Below are 15,917 nucleotides of genomic sequence, written 5' to 3'. Positions count from 1 at the left end.
TCCAACGACTACAGCACCTCCTCAATGACCCAAACGCTGACGCTTCCGCCGTTGCAGGTAAAGGTGGCGCAGCCTTCGTCGTCGGTTTCCACCACCTCTTGACGATTGCCCAGAAAATCCTTCCAGCGCTTATTGCCATAGTTGGCACCCAGCGTCAGCAGCTTCTCTCCCTCATCGCCGTTAGACAATACAACGACGCATCCCGGATCTTCATCGGTGCCGCTGCGGCTGAACGCAATACAGTTGGGATGATCGAACCACAGCGTCTGGACGCCGTGAGCAAAACGCTGGCGGGCGTCAATAAGTTCATGCAACTGTTCAATCACCGGCATCTCAATGGCATAGGTCTGGCCATCACCACCGGTATCTTCATAGCTGGCGCCGAAGAGGTCGGCATAAAAAACCGAGGGAACGCCGTTTTCGCGCAGTAGAATGAGCGCATAGGCCAGCGGTTTGAACCACGGTTCGACGGGGGCCTCCAGCGCCTGTAAGGGCTGGGTGTCATGGTTGGTCACCAGCGTAACGGCATGAAACGGGTCGCTTTCAACCAGCGTGCCGCTAAAAATCTGGCTCATATCGTAGTCGCGCCCCTGGCGTGACGCCTCGTGAAACTTCATCTGCAAAGGGGCGTCAAACAGCATCGTTTTACCGTCGACGCGCTCGATATATTGCTGGAGCTTATCAACTTCATGCGACCAGTACTCAGCCACGATAAACAGCGGTTTTGTCGCCACTTCCTGGACATGGTCGATCCACGCTTTATAAAACCACGCGGGAATATGTTTAACCGCATCGAGACGGAAACCGTCGCAGCCGGTTTGCTCCATAACCCAGCGGGCCCAGTACTTCAGCTCTTCGGCGACCGCATGATTGCGGAAATCAATATTCTCGCCCATCAGGTAATCGAAATTACCCATTTCATCATCGACCTGATCGCTCCAGCCTTCGCCGGTATAATCGTTAACAATTTTAAAAACGCCGTCCTCGTCGGGATTCTCGATGTGATCGATGCCGCTGAAACATTTGTAGTCCCAGATAAACTGAGAATACTGCCCGCCCCGGACGGGGAAGGTGTAGCGTGTCCAGGCCTCGCATTCGATAATCTCTTCAGCAATTTGCGTCCGGTCCTGCTCATCGACGCGCTGCACGCGAATTTGCTCTTTCTCATCTGCGCCCATCTTGTGGTTGACCACCACGTCAAGCAGCACCGCGATATCGTGCTGGTGAAGGGCCGCAATGGCGGCAAGGAGCTGGGCTTTATCGCCATATTTCGTGGCAAGGGAGCCTTTTTGGTCGAACTCACCGAGATCAAACAGATCGTAGCTGTCGTAGCCGACGGAGTAACCGCCGGACGCGCCTTTGTAAGCCGGCGGTAGCCAAATCATGTTAATGCCAATTTCATTCAGGTTCGGGGCCAGGGCTTCGACCTCGCGCCACAACTCGCCGCCGGCGGGGTAATACCAGTGAAAGCACTGTAGTAACGTGGGGTTTTTCATCTTCCATGCTCCAGACGTCATCAAGCTGACCTTTGCAGTATGAGATATCTCCAGCAAATCCGATGAATTTTGGTTCTCTTTTCGCTATGTCTTAAATCGCTGCGTATATAATGTTTCGGAATAAGATGTAGCGTATAGGTGTTGGTGAGCGAAACTAAACGCCTTACACTACTGGAAAATATCACTTATCAGGGGCATCTATGAAATTAGCACTTCTGGGTCGTCAGGCGCTGATGGGCGCGATGGCTGTAGTTTTAATGGCCGGCGTCAGCGCAAAATCGTTTGCTGCGGAAAATCTGCTGGGGCAGATTAAAGAGCGCGGGACGCTGCGCGTAGGCCTGGAAGGGACCTATCCGCCGTTCAGCTATCAGGGCGACGACGGTAAGCTGACCGGTTTCGAGGTTGATTTTGCTAATGAGCTGGCGAAACATCTGGGCGTGAAGGCCGATCTGAAACCGACCAAATGGGACGGCATGCTGGCTTCCCTCGACTCCAAACGTATTGACGTGGTGATTAACCAGGTCACCATTTCCGATCAGCGCAAGCAAAAGTATGACTTCTCTACCCCCTATACGGTGTCGGGTATTCAGGCGCTGGTGAAAAAAGGCAACGAAGGCATTATCAAAACCGCGGCTGACCTGAAAGGCAAAAAAGTCGGCGTCGGTCTGGGTACCAACTACGAAGAGTGGCTGCGCCAGAACGTCCAGGGCGTAGATATTCGTACCTATGATGATGACCCGACTAAATATCAGGATCTGCGCGTGGGTCGTATTGACGCGATTCTGGTCGATCGCCTGGCGGCGCTGGATCTGGTGAAGAAAACCGGCAATACCCTGGCGGTGACCGGCGAAGCGTTCTCCCGCCAGGAGTCTGGCGTGGCGCTGCGTAAAGGCAACGAAGACCTGTTGAAAGCGGTTGATGGCGCTATTGCTGATATGCAGAAAGATGGCAGCCTGAAAGCGCTGTCGGAAAAATGGTTTGGCGCCGACGTGACGATGTAACGGCTGGCGGTGAAAAAAGGCGCTATTGATAGCGCCTTTTTTTATTTCGTACGCCAGTGTGTGCATAATAAAGATAACTCAGTCAGGAGGTACCATGTCACTGCAAAATTTAACGCGCTTCCCGCGCCTGGAATTGATTGGCGCGCCGACGCCGCTGGAATATCTACCGCGCTTGTCCGATCATCTGGGCCGCGAGATTTTTATTAAACGTGACGACGTGACCCCGCTGGCGATGGGCGGCAATAAGCTGCGTAAGCTGGAGTTTCTGGCGGCAGATGCGCTGCGTGAAGGCGCGGATACGTTAATCACCGCCGGCGCGATTCAGTCGAACCACGTTCGTCAAACGGCGGCGGTGGCCGCAAAACTGGGTCTGCACTGTGTGGCGCTGCTGGAAAACCCTATCGGCACTCGCGCCGAGAACTATTTGACCAACGGTAACCGCCTGCTGCTGGATCTGTTTAATACTCAGGTTGAGATGTGCGATGCGCTGACCCAACCCGATGTTCAGCTGGAAGAGCTGGCAACCCGCATTGAAGCGCAGGGCTATCGGCCCTACGTTATTCCGGTGGGGGGCTCCAATGCGCTTGGCGCGCTGGGCTATGTCGAAAGTGCCCTCGAAATCGCCCAGCAGTGCGAAGGCGCCGTCGAACTCTCTTCCGTGGTGGTCGCCTCCGGGAGCGCGGGTACCCATGCCGGGCTGGCCGTAGGACTGGAACAGCTGATGCCTGGCGCTGAGCTGATTGGCGTTACCGTATCACGCAAGGTGGCGGATCAGTTGCCGAAAGTCGTCGCGCTTCAGCAGGCGGTGGCGAACAGCCTGGAGCTGCAGGCCAATGCGGAGATTAAGCTGTGGGATGACTATTTTGCGCCGGGATATGGCACGCCGAACGACGAAGGAATGGAAGCCGTGAAGCTGCTGGCGCAGCTGGAAGGCATTCTGTTGGATCCGGTTTATACCGGCAAAGCGATGGCCGGGTTGATTGACGGCATTAATCAGAAGCGCTTTAAGGATGAAGGGCCGATTTTATTTATCCACACGGGTGGAGCGCCGGCGCTGTTTGCCTATCATCCCCATATCTAAAGCAGAACATACAGAATGCAAGAGAGTATCCAACTGGTTATCGATTCCGCGCCTTATCTGCTGAAAGGCGCGGTGTTTACGTTACAGCTGAGCATCGGCGGTATGTTCTTTGGCCTGGTGCTGGGCTTTATCCTCGCTTTGATGCGGATGTCGCCTCTGTGGCCGGTGAAATGGCTGGCGAGAATGTATATCTCCATCTTCCGCGGTACCCCGCTGATTGCCCAGCTGTTTATGATCTATTACGGTCTGCCGCAGTTTGGTATTGAGCTTGACCCGATCCCGGCGGCGATGATTGGTCTGTCGCTTAACACCGCGGCCTACGCGGCGGAAACGCTGCGTGCGGCGATTGCCTCGATTGACAAAGGGCAGTGGGAAGCGGCGGCCAGTATCGGTATGACGCCGTGGCAAACTCTGCGCCGGGCGATTTTGCCGCAGGCTGCGCGCGTGGCGCTGCCGCCGCTCTCCAACAGTTTTATCAGTCTGGTAAAAGATACCTCGCTGGCGGCTACCATTCAGGTTCCGGAACTGTTCCGTCAGGCGCAGCTGATCACCTCGCGCACCCTGGAGGTGTTCACCATGTATCTGGCCGCATCGCTGATTTACTGGGTGATGGCGACGGTGCTGTCCTCATTGCAGAACTATTTTGAAAACCAGCTGAATCGCCAGGAGCGTGATCCAAAATGAGTGCCATTGAAGTCAAAAACCTGGTGAAAAAATTTCACGGTCAGACGGTACTGCACGGTATCGACCTCAATGTCCAGGAGGGGGAAGTGGTGGCGATCATCGGCCCCAGCGGGTCCGGTAAAACGACGCTGCTGCGCAGTATTAATCTGCTGGAACAGCCGGAAAGCGGGACCATCCGGGTGGGCGATGTGACCATTGATACCGCGCGCAGTTTCAGCCAGCAAAAAGGGTTGATTCGCCGCCTGCGCCAGCATGTGGGGTTCGTGTTCCAGAGTTTCAACCTGTTCCCGCATCGTACGGTACTGGAAAACATCATTGAAGGGCCGGTTATCGTCAAGGGTGAGGATAAAAACGAATCCATTGTTCGCGCCCGGGAGCTGCTGGCGAAAGTGGGGCTGAGCGGTAAAGAAAACAGCTATCCTCGTCGTCTGTCCGGCGGTCAGCAGCAGCGTGTGGCCATCGCGCGTGCGCTGGCGATGCGCCCGGATGTGATTTTGTTTGATGAGCCGACGTCGGCTCTCGATCCTGAGCTGGTTGGCGAGGTGCTGAACACCATTCGCCAGCTGGCGCAGGAGAAGCGTACGATGGTCATCGTGACTCATGAAATGAGCTTTGCCCGCGATGTCGCGGACCGCGCGATTTTTATGGACCAGGGGCGTATCGTCGAACAGGGCGAGGCGAAAGCGCTGTTTGCCAACCCGCAGCAGCCGCGCACCCGCCAGTTCCTTGAAAAATTTCTGATGCAGTAATTTTTACCAGCTCGCGGCGGCCGTCCCCAGCGGCGAGGACGGCCGCGACCAGACCACCGGTGTTCCCGCCAGCTGTAACGGAAAGCGCAGACGTTCGCCCAGGCCGAAAGCTGACCACTCCAGCGCCGGCTGGAAATCGCCCCGTTGCGGTTCACGAAAAGAGAGGGGGCTGTCTGGCGTGGGATACTGCATTAAGCATGCCGCCACCCGAGCCAGCGACAGGCGCGCGCGATAACCCTCGCCGCAGGTCGCGCGGCGATAAAGACCTTTGAGTACCGCGGCAGCCATTAAGTAACCGGTAGCATGATCCAGGGCCTGAACCGGCAGAGGCACCGGTTTATCCGCCTGCCGCCACCGCTGACCGGCTGCGGCAATCCCGCAGGCCATCTGCACCAGACTGTCAAAACCGCGGCGGTTGCGCCATGGACCGCTCCATCCCCAGGCATTCAGCGACACATCGACCAGCCCTGGTCTGAGTTGAGCCCGCGTCTCACTATCTAATCCCAGGGTGTCCAGCGCATCGGCACGGTAGCCGTGTACGATAACATCAGCCTGACAGAGCAAATCTATTAAACGTTGCTTATCGATCGCTGTTTTAATATTCAGTCGTGCGCAGCGCTTGCCGAGCGTGATTTCCTCGGCGAGCGTCGGCTCACACCAGTCTGGCGGATCGATCCGCAGCACCTGCGCTCCGAGGCCGGCGAGCAGACGGGTGGCCACCGGTCCGGCAATAATCCGCGTCAGATCGAGTACTCGAATGCCAAGCAGCGGTCTGCTGCGAGCCAAACGCCAGTCGACGGGGGATCCTGGCGGTAAAGGTGTTTCGATGAGCAGCGGTTCCTGACTGACCGCCACGCCCTGCGGGTGCGCCTGCCATTGTCGGGCGCTGCGCATTGCCGCCGCACAACCGCCTGCTTCGACGACCGCTTCTTCAAGCGCTTCAGCCTGCCACAGGCGAACCGCTGATGCCAGAGAAGCCCGGGAGTCGTGTTCACCTAAAACACGTGCCATAGCCCGGCGGTGGTGGGCTGCGTTGGTATGCAAACGGATCCAGCCTTCCTGAGTCGGGTAGTCGCCGGCCAGGGGATCCCACAGCGACTGGGGCGGCCGGTTTACAGGATACAGGCTATGATTAAACCAGTAAGAAGCGAGGCGCCGGTCGACCCGGAGCGGCGAGGGATTACCTGAGAGTTGTGCCAGCTGAGCGCCGGCGACGGCGATAGACGCTGAGGCAAAATCGGTGACGGCAAAGCAGGAATGCAGCGCCCCCGCCTGGGTAAATTCGACTTCCGGGGCCGGGTGGGAACTAAAGGCCTGCCATAGCCGGGAATATATCGTGTTTAGCGATAAAGGATCCGACATACTTTTCTCCTGTAACGGGTGAGGAGCGCCAGTCATGGTCTAATAAGTGCGATGCATACGATATTTTATACATATAAATAAGATTTATGTGTTAGTTTTCTGTATTTCTAATAATGATTATTACTCAGGAGTTATTTGGTCGGTTATGAGGGACATTGATTTTTTCAGCTGGCGGCGGGAAATGCTGCAACAATTTCAGTCAATCACCACGGGAGGGGAAGTTTATAATCTCCTGCAACAACAAACGGAAGGGCTGGAATATGACTATTTTGCGCTTTGCGTACGCCACCCCGTGCCTTTTACCCGGCCCAGGATTACGCTGCAATCGACCTACCCGCAGGCGTGGATGACACACTACCAGGCTGAGAATTATTTTGCTATCGATCCGGTATTGCGTCCCGAAAACTTTCTCCGTGGCCATCTGCCGTGGGATGACAGACTCTTTCGTGATACGCCGGAATTGTGGGATGGTGCACGAGATCATGGGCTGAACAAGGGGGTTACCCAGTGTCTGACCTTGCCTAATCATGCTCAGGGATTTCTGTCCGTTTCCGGCCGCAGCCGTAGCGCAGGGCCGTTTCATGAAGACGAGCAGGAGATGCGCTTAAGAACGCTGACCGAGCTGAGCCTGCTGACGTTACTGCGGCTGGAAGATGCGATGGTCATGCCGCCGGAAATGAAGTTTAGTCGCCGTGAACTGGAAATATTGAAATGGACGGCGGAGGGAAAAACATCGGCTGAAGTGGCGATTATTCTCTCTATCTCAGAAAATACCGTTAATTTCCATCAAAAAAATATGCAACGAAAATTCAATGCGCCAAATAAAACGCAAATCGCCTGTTACGCGGTGGCGACCGGTTTAATTTGAGCAGGTAGGGTGTTCTGCGTGTCAGACGTGGGGACCGGCTGTGCTGAACTCACAGCCGGTTGACTGTTACTGGCGGTAAGCTTGTTTAATTTGCTTAACGGTGCTGGAGAATACGGCAGCCTGAGCCTCATCTTCCATCTGCGTGATCTGTTTTTCCATTTTAATAATCACCCGACCCGCATCCGCCTGGCCCATTGCCTGGAGCATCAGCGTCAGCAGCGTTTTCAGGCAGGTCACTTCCTGCGCCAGTTCTTGATTATTTTCTGCAGTGGAAAAATCTGGAGTGCTCATCGATATCCTCGTTTGCTATCGGCGCTTTTGCGCAATACTAAATGTTAAGGCGGCGCAGTATACCACAAGCGACGGGAAAAAAAGGAGCGCGTAATTTGTGTTCTCTCATCAGAGGTGTAGGTGCATTAATTGCCTGAATAATACGTACTCTGCACGCGCGTTGCAGGTTAATTTTGCGCTGGTGTGTTTTCATCGTTAATTATTGTTACATATTTTGTTTCCTATTTAGCAATGCGCTATCGCGGCGCCATGCCGGTGTTTTTGTAGGGCAAATGTTAAAAATGAAGCGTAATACAACTTACTGTTATCTATAAGTTTCCACTTACTGTGCAGACAAATTGACATATCCAGGGAAGAAACTTTCCGTAGGGCATTTTTTTGGCTTTTAAAGTGACGAGAAAACCCGGTAATATGTATGAGATAAGCTATCCGTAGCGTTATCCCTAATTCTGGAGATTATTCCTTTGATCAACGTCCTTCTTGTTGATGACCACGAGCTAGTGCGCGCAGGGATACGACGCATTCTGGAAGATATAAAAGGGATTAAAGTTGTCGGTGAGTCCTGCTGCGGCGAGGATGCTGTGAAATGGTGTCGCGCCAATTCCGTTGATGTTGTTCTGATGGACATGAACATGCCTGGAATTGGTGGCCTGGAAGCCACGCGCAAGATTGCGCGTTCCATTGTCGATACCAAAGTGATTATGCTCACCGTGCATACCGAAAATCCGCTGCCGGCAAAAGTCATGCAGGCGGGTGCCGCAGGCTATCTGAGTAAAGGTGCTGCGCCGCAGGAAGTGGTGAATGCCATTCGCTGCGTGGCATCCGGCCAACGTTATATTGCTTCCGATATCGCCCAGCAAATGGCGCTTAGCCAGATTGAGCCGGAAAAGACAGAATCGCCTTTTGCCAGTTTGTCTGAACGCGAATTGCAGATTATGCTGATGATCACCAGAGGTCAGAAGGTGAATGAGATCTCAGAGCAGTTAAATCTGAGTCCCAAAACCGTGAACAGCTATCGCTACCGGATGTTCAGTAAATTAAACATCCACGGTGACGTCGAGTTGACCCATCTGGCCATTCGTCATGGTTTGTGCAATGCGGAGTCGTTAGCAAGTCAGTGAGTGATGTTTTTGACGCAAAAGCTTTCCTGAAAACGGTAACCAGCCAGCCGGGCGTCTATCGCATGTATGATGCTGGCGGCACCGTCATCTATGTCGGCAAAGCAAAAGATCTGAAAAAAAGGCTGAGCAGCTATTTTCGGAGCAACCTGGCTTCGCGTAAAACCGAAGCGCTGGTGGCACTGATTGCGCAAATCGACGTGACCGTAACCCATACGGAAACGGAAGCGTTGCTGCTGGAGCACAACTACATCAAGCTGTATCAGCCACGCTATAACGTGCTGCTGCGCGACGACAAATCCTACCCCTTCATTTTCCTGAGCGGCGATACCCATCCACGCCTGGCAATGCACCGCGGTGCGAAACACGCCAGGGGCGAGTATTTCGGTCCTTTCCCGAATGGTTATGCGGTTCGCGAGACGCTTGCACTGCTACAAAAAATTTTCCCTGTGCGTCAGTGCGAGAACAGCGTGTACCGTAACCGGTCGCGTCCGTGCCTGCAGTATCAGATTGGCCGCTGCCTTGGGCCCTGTGTCTCAGGCCTGGTGAGCGAAGAGGAGTACGCGCAGCAGGTTGAATATGTGCGTCTTTTCCTCGCGGGTAAAGATGATCAGGTACTGACGCAGCTCATTGCCCGGATGGAGAAGGCCAGCCAGGCGCTGGAGTTTGAGGAAGCGGCGCGCATTCGCGATCAGATTCAGGCCGTACGCCGGGTGACCGAGAAACAGTTCGTCTCGAATACCGGGGATGACCTCGACGTTATCGGCGTCGCCTTTGATGCGGGCATGGCCTGCGTCCACGTTCTGTTTATTCGTCAGGGCAAGGTCCTCGGTAGTCGCAGCTATTTTCCGAAAGTGCCAGGCGGTACTGAGCTCGGCGAAGTGGTGGAGACGTTCGTCGGTCAGTTCTATCTGCAGGGCAGCCAGATGCGTACTCTGCCGGGAGAGATTCTGCTCGATTTTAATCTTGGCGATAAAACCTTGCTGGCGGATTCCCTCTCCGAACTGGCGGGGCGTCGGGTGAATGTTCAGACGAAACCACGCGGCGACCGCGCCCGCTATCTCAAGCTGGCGCGTACCAATGCGGCCACGGCCCTGACCACGAAGCTTTCCCAACAGTCGACGATCCATCAACGTCTGCAGGCCCTGGCTACCGTACTTAAACTGCCGGCCGTTAAACGTATGGAATGCTTTGATATCAGCCATACTATGGGTGAACAGACGGTGGCTTCCTGCGCGGTGTTCGACAGTAACGGGCCACTGCGCGCCGAGTATCGACGCTACAATATCACCGGCATTACGCCGGGCGATGATTATGCGGCGATGAACCAGGTTCTGCGTCGCCGCTACGGTAAGGCAATAGAAGAGAACAAGATTCCTGACGTTATCTTGATCGACGGCGGTAAAGGGCAGCTTGGGCAGGCGAAAAGCGTCTTTGCCGGGCTGGATGTGCCCTGGGACAAACAGCATCCTCTCTTATTGGGGGTGGCGAAAGGCAGCGATCGTAAAGCCGGGCTGGAAACGTTATTCTTCGAACCAGAAGGTGAGGGGTTTAACCTGCCGCCTGATTCGCCTGCGCTGCACGTTATTCAGCATATTCGCGATGAATCCCACGATCATGCCATTGCCGGGCATCGTAAAAAACGGGCAAAAGTGAAAAGCACCAGTTCACTGGAGACTATCGAAGGGGTAGGGCCGAAACGCCGCCAGATGCTGCTGAAGTATATGGGCGGATTGCAAGGGTTACAGCAAGCCAGCGTCGAGGAGATAGCCAAAGTACCGGGTATATCTCACGGTCTGGCAGAAAAGATCTTCTACTCGTTGAAACATTAGGGGCTCTGTAGCAACATAGGGCTAATTTTTACTTCTAACAGATAGTTACCTGTCACTATGCAATTTAATATCCCTACATTGCTTACTCTGTTTCGCGTCATCCTGATACCGTTCTTTGTGCTGGCGTTTTATCTGCCTTTCGTCTGGGCTCCTTTTGCCTGCGCCCTGATCTTTTTTGTCGCTGCCGTTACCGACTGGTTTGATGGTTATCTGGCCCGCCGCTGGAATCAGAGCACCCGTTTTGGCGCTTTTCTTGACCCGGTGGCCGATAAAGTGATGGTGGCGATTGCGATGGTGCTGGTGGTTGAGCACTATCACACCTGGTGGGTAACCCTGCCGGCCGCGACCATGATTGCCCGTGAAATTATTATTTCTGCGCTGCGTGAGTGGATGGCCGAACTGGGTAAACGCAGCAGCGTGGCGGTCTCCTGGATCGGCAAAGTGAAAACAACCGCGCAGATGACGGCACTGGTGTGGATGCTGTGGCGACCAAACGCCTGGGTAGAGTGGGCCGGCATCGCCCTGTTCCTCGTGGCAGCGGTGCTGACGCTGTGGTCTATGCTGCAGTATCTGAACGCCGCGCGCGGAGATTTGCTTGATCAGTGATCGTTTCGCCGCAAATTTCAGCAAACGACACAAGGATTTAAAAAATATCGTTGACTCATTTCGCCAGGTAAGTAGAATGCAACGCATCGAACGGCAGCACAGCTTGCCAGACGATAACAAAATCAAGTGATTAGCAAATTTGCTTGATAATGCGGGAATAGCTCAGTTGGTAGAGCACGACCTTGCCAAGGTCGGGGTCGCGAGTTCGAGTCTCGTTTCCCGCTCCAGATTAAAAACATCGGCAGATGCGGGTGTTTAAGTATTAAGGCGCGTTAGCAAAGCGGTTATGTAGCGGATTGCAAATCCGTCTAGTCCGGTTCGACTCCGGAACGCGCCTCCAATTTACATCCCGAGCCCGGATGGTGGAATCGGTAGACACAAGGGATTTAAAATCCCTCGGCCATAGGCTGTACGAGTTCAAGTCTCGTTCCGGGTACCATTGGGATTATTGAATAAAATCAATGATAAGCAGTGTCGTGAAACCACCTACGGGTGGTTTTTTCATTTCTGAAATCCCCCCCTTTCATGATCTCGCGGCATTATATCTTTTTGTCACACGGCCCACCGCCTGACGGAGCGACCGCAATTATCCTGCCATACCGGGTCATTTCATGTCATGACGGGGTAATTTTACGCCGGGCGAAATCCCGCCAGGTCGGCCGTTGAAACTGATATCATCAACATCTCTGTTCCTCGAAAAAGGTGTTCATATGCTGCATTCTGGCCTGCCGGAGAGGCATAGAATCTTCATCGGCGATATCCACGGTCAGTACCATAAGCTCTCCGCTTTGCTGGATCATCTTGATGCTCTGTACCAACGGGATACGCGTTTACTGATCTTTGTCGGCGATCTGATTGATAATCAGCCTGGGGCGCCGATCGACCACCTGGCGGTACTGGAGCGGGTGAGGGCGGAAGTGGAATCGCGGCGGGCGATATGCCTGATGGGCAATCATGAATTTAATGCCGTTGGCTGGTCAATGCGCCATCCGCAGAGCGCTCAGCCCTTGCGGCCGCATTCACCGAATAATCGACGTCAGCATCAGGCGTTTCTGGCCGATGTTGTCGAAGACACTCCGCGGCATAATTTCTGGATCGACTGGTTTAAAACCCTGCCGCTGTTTGTTGATTATGGCGATATTCGGGCGGTACATGCCTGCTGGGAAGATGAGACAATTGCCCGGCTACGGCCGTGGCTGGATGAACAGAATCGATTGAAACCCGAAAGCTGGGTCGCCGCTTTTGATAAACAGCATCCTCTGTTCCGGATGATCGAGACCGTGCTTAAAGGACCGGAACTGAAACTCCCCGCGGGCTTTAGTTTCGTGGATAAGACCGGCGTCGAGCGCCGCCATATTCGTGTGCGCTGGTGGCGGGATGATGCGAAAACCTATCGCCAGATAGCCCAGGTTCAGGCGGAGATGGTCAGCCGGATCCCGGATATTCCTCTGGAGCAGACCCTTCCTGGCACCACAGATGTCCCGGTGGTGATCGGTCACTACACGTTATCCGGCGAACCTCACTCCTTGAGCGAGCGTGTTGTCTGCGTCGATTACAACGCGGCGAAAGCCGATAACCCGCTTTACGCCTGGATTCAGGAACCCGGCCCGCGACGCGCGGTAACGGGAACCTTTGTCTGCAAGCCCACTGCCTCCTGCCGCCACCCTGCCGGCTAGCGCCGGTATTCAGCGTTTCCCCCCCATTTTTCTCAGGCGCGGCATGGCCAAAGTGCGGTAAAATAGCGTTCCGGTTCGCCGGACTATTATCCTTTGGGAACGGAACGCCGTTATGGCAATAAAAACAATTTAAATGAGGGATCTTATGGCTACATTGCTTGAAAGCTACGGTGATTGCTTCCGCAAATATGCCACCTTTCGCGGGCGTTCGGCGCGCAAGGAGTATGTGGTTTTTACCGTCGCCAACTTTGTGCTTTCGGCCGTACTGGGGTTGATTCCGATCGTGGGCGGCCTGTTTGGCCTGATCATCATTATCCCCGGTATCGCGGTTGCGGTGCGCCGTCTGCATGATTTGAACAAATCAGGCTGGTGGCTGCTGTCACCCTATGCTGTTCTGCTGGTTGGCTTTATCGGCATTATCGCCACCGTTGATAACGGTGAGGCGGCCGTCTGGGTATGGATCGCGGCGGCGGGAGGCATGGCGGCGCTGGCGTTGTCTGTCTGGCTGCTGTTTGCCCGCGGCACCGATGGCGTCAACCGCTATGGCGACATTCAGCAAGAGAGTGAATACAGCCCGCTAGCTGCCCGGCAGAGCGCGCCGCTCTCTTCCGCCGATGATGTGCGGGAACGCCTTGCGCAGGCGAAAAAAATGTTCGATGACGGAACCATTACCGAGAGCGAATACGAAACGATGCGCGCCAGCATCATTAAAGACATTTAACGCTTGCTGAGTACGCTGCCGGGTGGTTTTCTCCCGGCATTTCCGCTACTGTATGCGCCATTTTTCTACCACGACGAGCCTGTTTATGAAAACCGGACCCCTGAACGAAAGCGAACTTGAATGGCTGGACGATATCCTGTCGAAATACGCCACCGAGGGCGCCATCCTTGATGTCTCAGAGCTTGACGGCCTGCTGACGGCCATTCTCTCCGGCCCGAAAGAGATTGAACCGGCTCAGTGGCTGCTGGCAATCTGGGGCGGAGCGGACAATGTGCCGCGCTGGGCGAACGACCGCGAGCGTGACCATTTTGTTAACCTGACTCTGCAGCACATGAGCGACATTGCCGAGCGTCTGGACGAGTATCCCGATCAGTTTGAACCGCTGTTTGGGACCCGCGAAGAGGAAGGTCAGGAGCTGACGATTGTTGAGGAGTGGTGCTTCGGCTATATGCGCGGCGTCGCTCTCGGAAACTGGCCTGCTCTGCCGGAAGAGCCGCAGTCGGCGCTGGACAGCATTGCTTTACACGGCACAGAAGCGCAGTTTACGGCGGTTGAGGCGCTCTCTGTCGATGAGTTTATCGCCAGCGTAGACCACATCCGCCCGGCAGCGCTCTCGTTGTACCAATACTGGACTGAGCATGCTGAGCCGGAAATCGTACAGCAACCGATCCGCAATGAAGTCAAGGTCGGGCGTAACGATCCCTGTCCCTGTGGCAGCGGTAAAAAATATAAGCAGTGTTGCTTAGCGAAATAAAAAAGGGGCCTGATGGCCCCTTTTTTTATCCTACCGCCGGGAGCAGACCCGCGACGATGCAAAACTGAATAGCGACAATCGCGATACCGCATAGTAGCACCAGCCACAGCGCCGGTGTTCCCCCTGCGACCCGCCAGGGAGCGTCAGGGTGCTGTTTCCGACTCTTCATCACCAGCAGCGAGGGCAGCATGAGCGCCAGCACCGCCAGCGCGACGCCGGCATAGCCCAGCGCCATCACGAAGCCGCGCGGATAAAACAGGGCAAATGCCAGCGGTGGGAGGAAGGTGATTGCTCCGCTTTGCAGACGACCGCCGGGGCTGTTTTTGCGCTGGAACAGATCGGCCAGATAATCAAACAGCCCAAGCGCCACGCCAAGGAACGAGGTGGCCAGCGCGAGGTCGGCGAACAGATGCACGGCCAGTTCAACGTGCGGCGACGCCACGACTTCGCGCAGTGCTTCCAGTAGCCCGTTCAGGCCGGCATTTTTCGCCAGCAGCGCGGTAAATGCTGGTGAGTCAATACTGCCGAGCGTCGCCAGCTGCCAGAAAATATAGGCCACCAGCGGGATAAAGCTACCGATGATAAAGACCCGGCGCAGCTTACGAATATCGCCGTTGAGATAGCTGACGATGCTCGGCACGCTGCCGTGGAAACCGAAAGAGGTAAAAATCACCGGGATCGCCGACAGCGCCAGGCCCTGCTGGAGCGGGAGCGTCAGCAGATTGATCCGGTGAATATGTGGCAACAGCAGCGCCAGCATAATGGCGAGAAAAATGATCTTGGCGCTAAACAGGAAGCGGTTAAACAGATCAACCAGCGATGTGCCGAGGCAGACTACCGCGCCGCCAATGGCGGTAAACAGCAACACGCCGCCTGCAGGAGGAAGCGACCAGTCCAGCCACTGATTGAGGCTAGAGGCCAGCAGTTCGCCCGCGCCGCTGATGTAGGCCGCGGTCAGCGCATACATCAGGAATAACATGCACAAGCCGGTCACCCACTGCCCGTAGCGTCCGAGATAACGTGCCGCCAGCGAACCGAGTCCCATATCGGCGGGCACGTGCTGATAGACCTCCAGCAGTAATAACGCGGTGTAGCACATCAGCGCCCACAGCGCGATCAGTAAGCAGAAGGTGACGCTGAAACCCACGCCCGCGGAAGCCAGCGGCATTGCCAACATCCCTGCGCCAATTGTGGTTCCGGCCACGATTAAAATACTACCCAGAGTGCGGTTCTTCACGTTTCTCTCTATCCATGAAGGAATTAACAATAAAATATGTCGCGCAGAGTATGTGAAATTATCATTCTCGTCAAATGAGGGTTACAGTGGTTGTAATTAAATATTTACACTCCGCGAAGGCCGCCTGAAGGCTGCGCTGGCGCAAAGCTTGCTGCTGTCCGCCGGGCTATTCTGGGCGTTTTACAGGAGGAGCTATGCAATCGATTCATGGTCATGAAGTGCTGCAGATGATGATCGCCTCGGGCGAACCTTACTCGACGGCCAGTCTTGAAGCGGCAATCATCGTGCGCTTCGGCGCAGATGCACGTTTTCATACCTGCTCGGCAGAAAATTTAAGCGCGGCGGAGCTGGTGGCGTTTCTACAGAAAAAGGGGAAGTTTGTTGCCGTAGAGGCGGGGTTTAATACGCGTGAGAGTAAAATCTGCCAGCATTAATTTCGTG

At 54.9% G+C, this 15,917-nt stretch carries 16 protein-coding genes and 3 tRNA genes; 15 read left to right on the top strand and 4 right to left on the bottom strand.

Features of this window, described 5'->3' with window-relative positions:
* Positions 1 to 8: 8 nt before the first annotated feature.
* Positions 9 to 1,496, bottom strand: coding sequence for an alpha-amylase (gene amyA / locus MC50_RS25535; protein WP_032695309.1), 1,488 nt, complete (start codon positions 1,494 to 1,496; stop codon positions 9 to 11).
* Positions 1,497 to 1,696: 200 nt separating this feature from the next.
* Here amyA and tcyJ point away from each other — a divergent pair, with 200 nt between their 5' ends.
* From tcyJ to tcyN, 4 genes are all read left to right on the top strand, one after another.
* A complete protein-coding gene (gene tcyJ, locus MC50_RS25530) occupies positions 1,697 to 2,497 on the top strand; it encodes a cystine ABC transporter substrate-binding protein (RefSeq protein WP_004864171.1) in 801 nt (266 codons plus the stop codon).
* A 94-nt stretch (positions 2,498 to 2,591) separates the two neighbouring features.
* Positions 2,592 to 3,578, top strand: a complete 987-nt coding sequence (dcyD, locus tag MC50_RS25525) for a D-cysteine desulfhydrase (RefSeq protein WP_004864169.1) — start codon at positions 2,592 to 2,594, stop codon at positions 3,576 to 3,578.
* 15 nt (positions 3,579 to 3,593) lie between these two features.
* Positions 3,594 to 4,262 (top strand): cystine ABC transporter permease, encoded by a 669-nt coding sequence (tcyL, locus tag MC50_RS25520; RefSeq protein WP_004864166.1) that lies wholly within the window; start codon positions 3,594 to 3,596, stop codon positions 4,260 to 4,262.
* Positions 4,259 to 5,011, top strand: coding sequence for an L-cystine ABC transporter ATP-binding protein TcyN (gene tcyN, locus MC50_RS25515; protein ID WP_032686889.1), 753 nt, complete (start codon positions 4,259 to 4,261; stop codon positions 5,009 to 5,011). The genes tcyL and tcyN overlap by 4 nt, the downstream gene beginning before the upstream one ends.
* A 3-nt stretch (positions 5,012 to 5,014) precedes the next feature.
* On the opposite strand, the gene MC50_RS25510 is transcribed toward tcyN, so the two are convergent.
* Positions 5,015 to 6,373: a CoA transferase gene (locus MC50_RS25510; RefSeq protein WP_047665250.1), complete on the bottom strand. Its 1,359-nt coding sequence runs from the start codon at positions 6,371 to 6,373 to the stop codon at positions 5,015 to 5,017.
* A gap of 145 nt (positions 6,374 to 6,518) precedes the next feature.
* On the opposite strand from MC50_RS25510, the gene sdiA reads away from it, so the two are divergent.
* Complete coding sequence (gene sdiA, locus MC50_RS25505; protein ID WP_032686892.1) at positions 6,519 to 7,241, top strand: transcriptional regulator SdiA; 723 nt, start codon at positions 6,519 to 6,521, stop codon at positions 7,239 to 7,241.
* A 66-nt stretch (positions 7,242 to 7,307) separates the two neighbouring features.
* On the opposite strand, the gene MC50_RS25500 is transcribed toward sdiA, so the two are convergent.
* Positions 7,308 to 7,532 carry a DUF2594 family protein gene (locus tag MC50_RS25500; RefSeq protein ID WP_004864152.1) on the bottom strand — a complete coding sequence of 75 codons (225 nt, stop codon included), beginning with the start codon at positions 7,530 to 7,532 and terminating at the stop codon, positions 7,308 to 7,310.
* Positions 7,533 to 7,996: 464 nt separating this feature from the next.
* Between MC50_RS25500 and uvrY the strand changes: the two genes are divergently transcribed.
* The 9 genes from uvrY (at position 7,997) to MC50_RS25455 (ending at position 14,239) form a co-directional block, all read left to right on the top strand.
* Positions 7,997 to 8,653, top strand: a complete 657-nt coding sequence (gene uvrY / locus MC50_RS25495; protein ID WP_032686893.1) for a UvrY/SirA/GacA family response regulator transcription factor — start codon at positions 7,997 to 7,999, stop codon at positions 8,651 to 8,653.
* Positions 8,650 to 10,482 (top strand): excinuclease ABC subunit UvrC, encoded by a 1,833-nt coding sequence (uvrC, locus tag MC50_RS25490; RefSeq protein ID WP_047665247.1) that lies wholly within the window; start codon positions 8,650 to 8,652, stop codon positions 10,480 to 10,482. The genes uvrY and uvrC overlap by 4 nt, the downstream gene beginning before the upstream one ends.
* 57 nt (positions 10,483 to 10,539) lie before the next feature.
* Positions 10,540 to 11,088 carry a CDP-diacylglycerol--glycerol-3-phosphate 3-phosphatidyltransferase gene (gene pgsA / locus MC50_RS25485; protein ID WP_004864143.1) on the top strand — a complete coding sequence of 183 codons (549 nt, stop codon included), beginning with the start codon at positions 10,540 to 10,542 and terminating at the stop codon, positions 11,086 to 11,088.
* A 151-nt stretch (positions 11,089 to 11,239) separates the two neighbouring features.
* A tRNA-Gly gene (locus tag MC50_RS25480) sits at positions 11,240 to 11,315 on the top strand.
* 39 nt (positions 11,316 to 11,354) lie between these two features.
* Positions 11,355 to 11,428: transfer RNA gene (locus MC50_RS25475), tRNA-Cys, on the top strand.
* A gap of 13 nt (positions 11,429 to 11,441) precedes the next feature.
* Positions 11,442 to 11,527: transfer RNA gene (locus tag MC50_RS25470), tRNA-Leu, on the top strand.
* A 271-nt stretch (positions 11,528 to 11,798) separates the two neighbouring features.
* The gene (locus MC50_RS25465; protein WP_047665244.1) at positions 11,799 to 12,764 is read left to right on the top strand and encodes a metallophosphoesterase; all 966 of its coding nucleotides are present in this window, start codon (positions 11,799 to 11,801) and stop codon (positions 12,762 to 12,764) included.
* 145 nt (positions 12,765 to 12,909) lie between these two features.
* Positions 12,910 to 13,485, top strand: a complete 576-nt coding sequence (locus MC50_RS25460; RefSeq protein ID WP_032686895.1) for a DUF805 domain-containing protein — start codon at positions 12,910 to 12,912, stop codon at positions 13,483 to 13,485.
* A gap of 85 nt (positions 13,486 to 13,570) precedes the next feature.
* On the top strand, positions 13,571 to 14,239 hold the full coding sequence (locus MC50_RS25455; protein ID WP_032687321.1) for a YecA/YgfB family protein: 669 nt from the start codon (positions 13,571 to 13,573) through the stop codon (positions 14,237 to 14,239).
* A gap of 25 nt (positions 14,240 to 14,264) precedes the next feature.
* Here MC50_RS25455 and tyrP read toward each other — a convergent pair whose 3' ends face one another.
* Entirely contained in the window at positions 14,265 to 15,476 is a 1,212-nt protein-coding gene (gene tyrP / locus MC50_RS25450) for a tyrosine transporter TyrP (protein ID WP_047665242.1), read from the bottom strand.
* Positions 15,477 to 15,670: 194 nt separating this feature from the next.
* On the opposite strand from tyrP, the gene MC50_RS25445 reads away from it, so the two are divergent.
* Positions 15,671 to 15,910 carry a YecH family metal-binding protein gene (locus MC50_RS25445; protein WP_046852191.1) on the top strand — a complete coding sequence of 80 codons (240 nt, stop codon included), beginning with the start codon at positions 15,671 to 15,673 and terminating at the stop codon, positions 15,908 to 15,910.
* Positions 15,911 to 15,917: the final 7 nt, after the last annotated feature.

The organism is Klebsiella planticola, from assembly GCF_000783935.2.
Lineage (GTDB): Bacteria > Pseudomonadota > Gammaproteobacteria > Enterobacterales > Enterobacteriaceae > Klebsiella > Klebsiella planticola.
Note: the sequence above shows the minus strand (reverse complement) of the source record. Positions and strands in the feature narration are given on the sequence as shown.

Coding starts and splice junctions, on each gene's coding strand:
- MC50_RS25510 (WP_047665250.1), bottom strand. CDS start 6,373: ATGTCGGATCCTTTATCGCTAAACACGATATATTCCCGGCTATGGCAG.
- MC50_RS25460 (WP_032686895.1), top strand. CDS start 12,910: ATGGCTACATTGCTTGAAAGCTACGGTGATTGCTTCCGCAAATATGCC.
- pgsA (WP_004864143.1), top strand. CDS start 10,540: ATGCAATTTAATATCCCTACATTGCTTACTCTGTTTCGCGTCATCCTG.
- tcyN (WP_032686889.1), top strand. CDS start 4,259: ATGAGTGCCATTGAAGTCAAAAACCTGGTGAAAAAATTTCACGGTCAG.
- MC50_RS25455 (WP_032687321.1), top strand. CDS start 13,571: ATGAAAACCGGACCCCTGAACGAAAGCGAACTTGAATGGCTGGACGAT.
- tcyL (WP_004864166.1), top strand. CDS start 3,594: ATGCAAGAGAGTATCCAACTGGTTATCGATTCCGCGCCTTATCTGCTG.
- MC50_RS25445 (WP_046852191.1), top strand. CDS start 15,671: ATGCAATCGATTCATGGTCATGAAGTGCTGCAGATGATGATCGCCTCG.
- tcyJ (WP_004864171.1), top strand. CDS start 1,697: ATGAAATTAGCACTTCTGGGTCGTCAGGCGCTGATGGGCGCGATGGCT.
- sdiA (WP_032686892.1), top strand. CDS start 6,519: ATGAGGGACATTGATTTTTTCAGCTGGCGGCGGGAAATGCTGCAACAA.
- MC50_RS25500 (WP_004864152.1), bottom strand. CDS start 7,532: ATGAGCACTCCAGATTTTTCCACTGCAGAAAATAATCAAGAACTGGCG.
- amyA (WP_032695309.1), bottom strand. CDS start 1,496: ATGAAAAACCCCACGTTACTACAGTGCTTTCACTGGTATTACCCCGCC.
- MC50_RS25465 (WP_047665244.1), top strand. CDS start 11,799: ATGCTGCATTCTGGCCTGCCGGAGAGGCATAGAATCTTCATCGGCGAT.
- dcyD (WP_004864169.1), top strand. CDS start 2,592: ATGTCACTGCAAAATTTAACGCGCTTCCCGCGCCTGGAATTGATTGGC.